Source organism: Polaromonas sp. P1_G4, assembly GCF_056405475.1.
The window spans coordinates 1-8995 of the sequence record NZ_JBFUCA010000137.1 but is presented as its reverse complement, the minus strand read 5'-3'; the positions used below and the strand labels follow the sequence as shown (position 1 = coordinate 8995).

Here is an 8995-nt window from a genome sequence, read left to right as displayed (position 1 = left end):
CCGCGGCAGTTTCACACTGGAGGCGCAAGACCTGTAGGTGAGCCAGATCGAGGACAGCCACCAGATCCTCGGGCTGGAGCAGGACCTGGATGTGAGTCTTTTCCTGCGCCTGCCGCGCCAGCTGGAACTGACCGACGCCGGCCGCTCGCTGCTGGCGCGGGTCAGCCCGGCGCTGGATTCGCTGGAGGCCGCCATGCTGGACCTGGTGTCGTCCAAAGGCGAGGGCGGCACGCTGGAGCTGGGCGTGGTGCCCACCTTTGCCACCAAGTGGCTGATCCCGCGCATGCCATCGTTTTTGAAAGCGCACCCCCATGTGACGCTGAACTTGGCCACACGCCTGCAGCCCTTTGACTTTTCATTGACGGGGCTGGACGCCGCCATCCACTACGGCCGGCCCGACTGGCCGGGCACCGAGTCGGAATATTTGATGGGTGAAGACAGCGTGGTGGTGTGCAGCCCGGTGCTCATGAAAAAGCGCCAGCTGCGCCGGCCGGCCGATGTCTTGAAGTTCACGCTGATCCATCAGAGCACACGCCCGCACGCCTGGCGCGACTGGTTTCAGCTGGCCGGCATTGATGATGCGCAGGGCGCCGGCACGGGCCCCAAGTACGAACTCTTTTCCATGATCGCGCAGGCCGTCAAGGCCGGGCTGGGTCTTGCAGTATTGCCGCGCTTTCTGGTGGCCGACGATATCGCTGACGGCACACTGGCCGTGCCCTTTGATCTTTCGCTGAGCTCGGACTTCGCTTACTACCTGGTCTGGCCTTCGCAGAAAACCAGCTGGCGGCCGCTGGTGCAGCTGCGCGGCTGGCTACGCGAGCAGGCGAGTTCTTTGGCGTAAATGGGGGCGATGAAGTCGCCGCATGACTTGGCTCTGCTGTCAGTCGACGCGTTTTCCCGAATCCCACAACTGCACAAGGCCGAACGCCAGGAGCAGCGTTCCCAGGGCCAGCCATATGCCGATGAGTCCACGCGGCCCCATCGCCTCGAAGGCCCAAACTTGTGTCCAGGCCCACTTGCCGGTAAAGGGCGGAACGGAAGGCGTGAGCCATTCTGACCAGGCCAGGCAAAAAGCGGCGAATGCGAGTCCTAATTTTGCAATCGCGCGCTCTTTGGCCGAAAAACTCACAAGATGCTTTTTGGCGAGTTCGTTATCCATGAGGTCTTTCCGTTCTTGGGGGCGTGGAGGAGGATTGCAACCTGGAGAGTGTCTCAGGCTTTGTCGGCTGGCGCCAGACTCTGCGCTGGCCGCCTCAGCGTACTGTCAAACGGATTGATCTGCGCACTGATGGCCGTCGCTTCACGCTTGAGCAACTCCACCACCGTAGGCAAGCGGTCAGGGCTCAGGCGTGAAGAGATGGTGCCCACGCTGAGCGCGGCGACGGCGCGGCCTTCGCGGTCCAGCACCGGCACGCCGACACCGGCCATGCCGTCGAGCAGGTTGGTGTTGCGCCCGGCGTAGCCGAGCTCGCGCACACGCTCGATCTCGGTGCGCAGGTAAACCTCGTCGTACACACCAAACTCTCGCACGCGTGGCAGGTTGTAGCGGATCACTTCTTCGCGCTCTGTCTCGGGCAAAAAGGCCAGGATGGCCAGACCGCCCTGGCCCATTCCCAGCGCCACGCGCCCGCCGATGTCGCCGGTGAAGGAGCGGATGGGAAACGGCCCTTCGCTGCGGTCCAGGCAGACAGCGTCAAAGCCGCTGCGCACCAGCAAAAAGATGGTGTCACCCAGGCTGGCGCACAGCCGCAGCATTGAAGGCCGGCACAGGCTGCGCAGGTCCATCGTGTTGCCGGCCTGCGCGGCCAGTGCAAAAAAATCAATGCTCAGCCGATACAGCTTGGAGCCGGTTTCCTGCTCGACCACGCGCTCGGCCACCAGGCTTTGCAGGATGCGGTGGGTGGTCGCCTGCGTGAGGCCTGTGGCCTTGGCGATGTGTGTGATGCGCCCGCCCCTGGCCTGCGTGGCGGCCAGCGCCCGGATGATGGAAAAGGCGCGTTGCACGCTGCTGGAGCTATTGTCTTCGTCTTTCATGGTGTCTCCGTTGGCGGAATCAGTATGGCATCAAGTGTATATAAATTCCATTCAACGGAATAAATCAAATAAAGATATCTCTATACGGAATAACCTATTGACGATTTTTCATGGGATGCCATAGCATGAAGTCATCAAGGTGTCATCGTCTTGCACGTCGTCCGGATGTTGCGGCGCTGGCCACCCCCTTGTTGCAGAGGTGCCCCCCATGTCTTTTTTGACCCTGGCGAATGTGAACAAGTCTTATGGCGCCACCCGCGCCGTGGCCGACATGAACCTGTCGGTGGAAAAGGGCGAATTCGTCTCGCTGCTCGGCCCTTCGGGTTGCGGCAAGACCACCACCTTGCAAATGATTGCGGGCTTTTGTGAGGTGACCTCCGGCCAGGTCACGCTGGACGGCCGCGACATCACCCACGCCAAGCCCAATTCGCGTGGCCTGGGCATCGTGTTCCAGAGCTACGCGCTTTTCCCGCACATGAGCGTGTACGACAACGTCAGTTTCGGCCTGGAGATGCGCCGCGTGCCCAGGGAAGAACGCGCCGAGCGAGTGAAAGCCGCGCTGGCCTTGGTGCACCTGGAAGCGCACGCAACCCGCTACCCGCGTGAATTGTCGGGCGGCCAGCGCCAGCGTGTGGCCCTGGCCCGTGCCCTGGTCATCTCGCCGCCCGTGCTGCTGCTGGATGAGCCACTCTCCAACCTGGACGCCAAACTGCGCGAGGAAATGCAGTTCGAGCTGCGGCAAATCCAGCGCAAGGTTGGCACCACCACCGTGATGGTCACGCACGACCAGACCGAAGCGATGTCTATCAGCGACCGCGTGGTGGTGATGGAAGCCGGCCGCGTCACGCAGATCGACGAACCGCACCGGTTGTACGAACATCCGCAGACCCGTTTCATCTCCAGCTTTGTCGGCAAGGCCAATTTGCTCGAAGGCCGCGTGATGGCCGCCGGCCCGTGGGCCACCGTGCATGTGGGCGGCAATGTACCGCTGGAGGTGCAGGCGCCCGGTGTGTCAGAGGGCGATGCCGTGGTGCTGAGCCTGCGTCCCGAAAAAATCCGCCTGGTGCCTGAAGCCCAGGGTCGCATAGGCGGCACGGTACACGAGCGCTTCTTCCTCGGCAGCCAGTGGCTCTACCAGGTGTCGACCGCCGCCGGGCAGCTCGCGGTGGTCTGCCCCAATGACGGCACGGCGCCCGCCGAAGAAGGCGCCAACGTAGGCCTGGACTGGACCGCCCAGCAAGTGCGCCTGCTGCCCGGCGCACAAGGGGTGCCGGCGTGAACAGTACGACCGTGGCTGCACCGATGACATCGGCCCGGGCCAGTGCATCGCGCACGCCGTGGCTGCTGTCGGCGCCGGCCTTCACGCTGTTTGCCTGCCTGCTGCTGGTGCCGCTGGCGCTCACCGCAGTGCTGTCCTTTCAGGTGTTTGACCACGCCACCGGCGTGAAGAACAGTTTCACCCTGGCGCATTACGCCGCCGTGCTGACGGACGACTACTACCACGGCATCTTCTGGCGCACGCTATGGATTTCGGCACTCACCACGCTGATCTGCATCGTTGTCGGCGCGCCCGAAGCCTATGTGCTCAGCCGCATGCGCAGCCCCTGGCGCTCGATTTTGTTGCTGGTGGTGTTGGCGCCGCTGCTGGTGTCGGTGGTGGTGCGGGCGTTTGGGTGGAGCATGCTGCTCGGCCCCGAAGGCGTGGTCAACCAGGCCATGCGCGCCGTGGGCCTGCCGTCCATGCGCATCCTCTATACCGAAGCGGCCGTGGTCATCGCCCTGGTGCACGTCATGCTGCCCTTCATGGTGATCCCGGTGTGGACTTCGCTGCAAAAATTGGATCCGGGCGTGGAAGACGCTGCGCTGTCGCTGCAGGCCTCGCACTTCACCACCTTGCGCCGCATCATTTTTCCGCAGGTGCTGCCCGGCATCCTCTCGGGCAGCCTGATTGTGTTCGGCCTCTCCGCCAGCGCCTTCGCCATCCCAGGCCTGCTTGGCGGGCGGCGCCTGAAGATGGTCGCCACCGTGGTGTACGACGAGTACCTGCATGAGCTCAACTGGCCGCTGGGCGCGGCGATTGCGCTCACGCTGCTGCTGGCCAACCTGGCCATCATGCTGAGCTACAACCGCGTCCTTGAGCGCTCTTATAAAAAGTCTTTGGGATAAGGAGCGCGCCATGTCCAGGAACGGTCCCCTCGCGCTGCTCTTCAACGCACTCGTCATCACCTTCATGCTGGCGCCTCTGGTCATCGTGTGCGTGGTGGCCTTCACGCCCGGCAACACGCTGGCGATTCCGACCACGGAGTTTTCATTGCGCTGGTTCCGCGCGGTGTTTGCGCATTCGGACTTTGTGCAATCCTTCAAGAACAGCCTCTGGCTGGCGGCCATCTCTGCCACGTTGGCGACTTTGCTGGCGGTACCTGCCGGGCTGGCGATTGCGCGGCACAGTTTTCCGGGCCGTGATTTCCTCAATGGCCTGTTTCTCTCGCCGCTCATCATTCCGCACCTGGTGTTGGGCGTGGCGCTGCTGCGTACCTTCTCGCTGATCGGTGCGACCGGCAGCTTTTTCTGGCTGGCGCTGGCGCATGTGGTCATCATCACGCCCTATGTGCTGCGGCTGGTGCTGGCTTCGGTCGAAGGCAGCGACCGCAGCGCCGAGCAGGCGGCCCTCTCGCTGGGCGCAAGCCAGGCGACGGTGTTTGTGCGCGTGACGCTGCCGATGATCCTGCCCGGCGTCACCGGCGGCTGGCTGCTCGCTTTCATCAACAGCTTTGATGAGGTCACCATGTCGATCTTTGTCACCGCGCCTTCCACCGTGACCTTGCCGGTGCGGATGTACATGTATGCGACCGAGTCGATAGACCCCTTGATGGCGGCCGTCTCGGCCCTCATGGTGGCGCTCACGGCTGTGGCCATGCTGGTGCTGGACCGCATCTACGGCCTCGACAAGATTCTGGTCGGACACAAATGAAATCAACCATTGAAATCGCCGGGGTAAGCCTCAAGCCTGCAGCCCTGCTTCACCGCGTGGCCGAAGGCGGCCGCAAACCCGTGGGCTTTGTGCTCAATGGGCTGGCACTGACGGCACTGGCCGGCGACACCGTGCTGACGGCGGTGCTGACGCACAGCGCGCAGCTGCGCTTCAGCGAATTCAGCGGCGAGCCGCGCGCCGGCTTTTGCCTGATGGGTGCCTGCCAGGACTGCTGGGTCGCCACCGAATCGGGCCGGCGACTGCGTGCCTGCAGCACCTTCATTGAAGAAGGCATGCGGCTGGTGACTGGCGCGGAGGGACCGGTATGAGCACGCAGGCGGTGATTGTGGGCGCCGGCCCGGCCGGCGTGCGCGCGGCCGAGGCGCTGGTGGCGCACGGCCTGCGTCCCGTGGTGGTGGACGAAGCGCCGCGCTGGGGCGGGCAGATCTACCGCCAGCCGCCCGCGGGTTTCTCGCGGCCTAAAGAGGCTCTCTATGGTTTTGAGGCCGGGCGCGCCGATGCGGTGCATGAGGCCCTGGCCGGCATCCTGGACAAGGTTGATTACCGCCCCGACACCCTGGTCTGGAGCGCTGAAGGCGGYAAGCTCGACTTGCTTCATCACGGGCTGATGAGCACGCTGCCCTACAGCCATCTCATTGTTGCCACCGGCGCGACAGACCGTGTCCTGCCTTTTCCCGGCTGGACTTTGCCCGGCGTCTATACGCTGGGCGCCGCGCAGGTGGCCCTGAAATTCCAGGGCTGCGCAATTGGCTCGCGCGTGGTGTTTGCCGGCACCGGGCCGCTGCTGTATTTGATTGCTTACCAGTACGCCAGGGCCGGCGCCAAAGTTGTGGCGGTGCTCGATACGGCCAGTTTTGCAGGCAAGGCCGCCGCCGTGCCCGCCATGCTGCGCCAGCCGGCGCTATTGGCCAAGGGCCTTTATTACCTGGGCTGGTTGCGCATGCATGGCGTCGCGGTGCACCAGGGCGTGGAACTGGCAGGCGCCACAGGCGATGAACGCGTGCAGGCGATGCACTGGCGCAAGGGCGGCCGCGCGCACGAGATCGCCTGCGACGGCGTGGGTTTTGGCTACGCGCTGCGGCCCGAAACGCAGCTGGCCGATTTGCTGGGCTGCCGTTTTCGCTATGACAACCTGCAGCGCGGCGCATTGCCCGAGCGCGACGCCATGGGCCGCTCCAGCGTGGCAGGTGTTTACCTGGCTGGCGATGGTGCCGGCATCATGGGCGCTGATGCCGCGGAATGGGCTGGCGAGCGTGCCGCGCTGGCGCTGCTGGCGGACACCGGGCACAGGATCGATGTGGCACGCGCGGCCTCGCTCGAAAACCAGCTTTCGCGTACGGCGGCCTTTCGGGAAGGGTTGGAGCGCGCCTTTCCGTTTCCCGTTGACTGGGCTGCAGCCGCCCCTGATGAACTGGTGGTCTGCCGCTGTGAAGAAATCACCGCGGGCGAGTTGCGCCAGTGCGTGGCCGACACCGGCGCGCGCGAGATGAACCGCCTCAAGGCGCTGACGCGGGTGGGCATGGGGCGCTGCCAGGGGCGTACCTGCGGCGTGGCGGCGGCGGAAATCCTCGCACAGGCCTGCGCTGTATCGCCTGATGCCGTAGGCCGGCTACGCGGCCAGTCACCCATCAAGCCCCTGCCATTTTCGGCCGTGGCCGCCCAGGCAATGAAGCAGGAGGGCGTGTAGTGGAACGCGTCACGGCCGACGTTGCGATTGTGGGCGGCGGCATCATGGGCTCGTCTGCGGCCCTGTTCCTGCGTCGCATGGGCTTTTCGGTGGTGCTGCTGGAGCGCGACCTCTGCGGCTCCCGTTCCAGCGGTGTCAACTACGGCGGCGTGCGTCGCCAGGGCCGGCCGCTCAGCCAGTTGCCGCTGTCGCAGCGCGCGCAAGGCTTGTGGGCGCAATTGCCTGCGCTGATCGGCATCGACGGCGAATACCTCCCTTCGGGTCACCTCAAGATCGCGCGCAGCGAAGCCGACCTGGTCTCGCTCGAAAGCTACCGCGAGCGCACGTTGGGCTTTGGCATGGATTTGCAGATGCTCTCCGTGCGCGCCTTGCGCGAGCGTTGTCCATGGCTGGGAAAAGCTGCGATAGGCGCTTCACTGTGCCCTGGTGACGGGCAGGCCAACCCGCGCCTCGTGTCGCCGGCCTTTGCGCTAGCCGCGCGCAAGCTCGGTGCCGACGTGCGCGAACAGGCTCGCGTGGATGAGGTGGCGCGCGATGGGTCGGTGTTTGTGCTGCGTTCTGGCGATGCGCTGGAGGTTCGCGCCAAACACCTGCTCAATTGCGCGGGCGCATGGGCCGGCGCCCTCGCGGCGCAATTTGGCGAACCTGTGCCGATGGAGGCCGGGCACCCTGAGATGTCGGTGACCGAGCCGTTGCCGGCGTTCATGAACCTCAGCCTTGGCGTGGAAGGCGGTGGCATCTATGCCCGCCAGGTGGCCCGCGGCAACTGCGTCATCGGTGGCGGCCGGGGTTACGCGCTGGACGACCAGCGTGCCCGCGCACAGCGCAGCGGCCTGGCCGGCCTGATGCAGCAAACCGTCGAGCTGCTGCCGGCGCTGAAACACGCGCACATCATCCGCACCTGGAGCGGCACCGAAGGCTACCTGCCCGACCGCCAGCCGGTGATAGGGCCGAGCGCCACCACACCGGGCCTGATTCATGCATTCGGATTCGCCGGGGGCGGCTTCCAGCTGGGGCCGGGCGTGGGTGCGGTGCTGGCCGACCTGGTGTGTGAGGGCCGCAGCGCCACGCCAATTGACGCTTTTTCGATTGAACGCTTTTCCGCAAACCCGCGTGCGACAACCGCCGGGCCCGTTTCTTTCTCCGTTGTCTAGTCCTCTTCACAGTCCTCCTCAATTTCACTGCCTTCACTTCACCAACGCCACCAGGAGCTTTCCATGAACATCTCCCTACGATTCCTGACCGCCCGCGCTACAGCGGTGTCGCTTGCCGTTGCAGCCGCCGGCCTGGCCGGCGGAAACGCCATGGCCCAGACCAAGACGCTGTACATCGGCATGAACGGCGGCACCATGGAAAAAACCTACACCGAGAACGTCTTCGGCGCGTTTGAGAAGGCCAACAACGTCAAGGTCGTGGTCGTGCCCGGCACCTCGTCAGACATCCTGGCCAAGGCGCAGGCCAACAAGGACAACCCGCAGATGCACGTGATGTTCCTGGACGACGGCATCATGTACCGCGCCATCGGTATGGGCCTGTGCGAGAAGATGCAGGCCACCCCTGCGTTGAATGACCTGTTTCCCACGGCGCGCTTCAAGGGCGACATGGCCGCCGGCGTCAACATCGGCATGACCGGCATTGCCTACAACAAGAAGATGTTCGCCGAAAAAGGCTGGACACCGCCGACTTCCTGGATGGACATGGCCAACCCGAAGTACAAGGGCAAGGTGGTGTTCCAGTCGCTGTCGTCGTCGACCTTCGGCCTGCACGGCTTCCTGCTGTTCAACCGCATCCAGGGCGGCAATGACAAAAATGTGGAGCCCGGCTTCAAGGCCTGGCCCACCACCATAGGCCCCAATGTGCTCGAGTACATCCCGAGCTCGGCCAAGATCGCTGAAATGGTGCAGACCGGCGAGGCCGCGATGTTCCCGCTCACGCCCACCGCCGTCGGCGTGCTCAAGGAAAAAGGCCTGCCCGTGGAATACGTGCAGCCCAAGGAAGGTTCGGCCGTGCTGACGGTGGGTGAATGCGTGATCGCGAAGAACAGTGAACCTGCGCTGGCTCACAAGCTGGCCCAGTACCTGCTGTCGCCTGAGGCGCAGGCCGCGGCGCTGGAGTTTGGCGACCAGATACCGTCCAACCCCAAAACCAAGGCCAGCGGCAAGGCCGCCGCGCTTGTGACCCAGATGAACACCTACATGAAGACGGCGACCACGGTGGACTGGGATGCCATCAACGAGAACCGCCCAGCCTGGAATGCGCGCTGGAACAAGACGGTCGAGCGC

Annotated in this window: 10 protein-coding genes; 8 read left to right on the top strand and 2 right to left on the bottom strand. The window is 64.5% G+C overall.

Annotation, left to right across the window (positions count from 1 at the left end; genetic code table 11):
* Positions 1-37 precede the first annotated feature (37 nt).
* Complete coding sequence (locus tag AC1D1X_RS09150; protein WP_477698165.1) at positions 38-841, top strand: LysR substrate-binding domain-containing protein; 804 nt, start codon at positions 38-40, stop codon at positions 839-841.
* Between the two features lie 39 nt (positions 842-880).
* On the opposite strand, the gene AC1D1X_RS09145 is transcribed toward AC1D1X_RS09150, so the two are convergent.
* Both AC1D1X_RS09145 and AC1D1X_RS09140 read right to left on the bottom strand, forming a co-directional pair.
* Positions 881-1159 carry a hypothetical protein gene (locus tag AC1D1X_RS09145; protein WP_477668456.1) on the bottom strand — a complete coding sequence of 93 codons (279 nt, stop codon included), beginning with the start codon at positions 1157-1159 and terminating at the stop codon, positions 881-883.
* Positions 1160-1212: 53 nt separating this feature from the next.
* Positions 1213-2034 carry an IclR family transcriptional regulator gene (locus tag AC1D1X_RS09140; RefSeq protein WP_477668455.1) on the bottom strand — a complete coding sequence of 274 codons (822 nt, stop codon included), beginning with the start codon at positions 2032-2034 and terminating at the stop codon, positions 1213-1215.
* 208 nt (positions 2035-2242) lie between these two features.
* Between AC1D1X_RS09140 and AC1D1X_RS09135 the strand changes: the two genes are divergently transcribed.
* The 7 genes from AC1D1X_RS09135 to AC1D1X_RS09105 form a co-directional block, all read left to right on the top strand.
* Complete coding sequence (locus AC1D1X_RS09135) at positions 2243-3313, top strand: ABC transporter ATP-binding protein (RefSeq protein WP_477668454.1); 1071 nt, start codon at positions 2243-2245, stop codon at positions 3311-3313.
* Between the two features lie 23 nt (positions 3314-3336).
* Positions 3337-4200, top strand: coding sequence for an ABC transporter permease (locus tag AC1D1X_RS09130; RefSeq protein ID WP_457281644.1), 864 nt, complete (start codon positions 3337-3339; stop codon positions 4198-4200).
* A 10-nt stretch (positions 4201-4210) separates the two neighbouring features.
* Entirely contained in the window at positions 4211-5005 is a 795-nt protein-coding gene (locus AC1D1X_RS09125; protein ID WP_477668453.1) for an ABC transporter permease, read from the top strand.
* Positions 5002-5334: a (2Fe-2S)-binding protein gene (locus AC1D1X_RS09120; protein ID WP_477668452.1), complete on the top strand. Its 333-nt coding sequence runs from the start codon at positions 5002-5004 to the stop codon at positions 5332-5334. The genes AC1D1X_RS09125 and AC1D1X_RS09120 overlap by 4 nt, the downstream gene beginning before the upstream one ends.
* Positions 5331-6713 (top strand): FAD/NAD(P)-dependent oxidoreductase, encoded by a 1383-nt coding sequence (locus AC1D1X_RS09115; protein WP_477668451.1) that lies wholly within the window; start codon positions 5331-5333, stop codon positions 6711-6713. Before AC1D1X_RS09120 ends, AC1D1X_RS09115 begins: the two co-directional genes overlap by 4 nt.
* Positions 6713-7867, top strand: coding sequence for an NAD(P)/FAD-dependent oxidoreductase (locus AC1D1X_RS09110; protein WP_477668450.1), 1155 nt, complete (start codon positions 6713-6715; stop codon positions 7865-7867). Before AC1D1X_RS09115 ends, AC1D1X_RS09110 begins: the two co-directional genes overlap by 1 nt.
* Positions 7868-7930: 63 nt before the next feature.
* On the top strand, positions 7931-8995 hold a 1065-nt coding region (locus tag AC1D1X_RS09105), incomplete at its 3' end, for an ABC transporter substrate-binding protein (protein WP_477668449.1).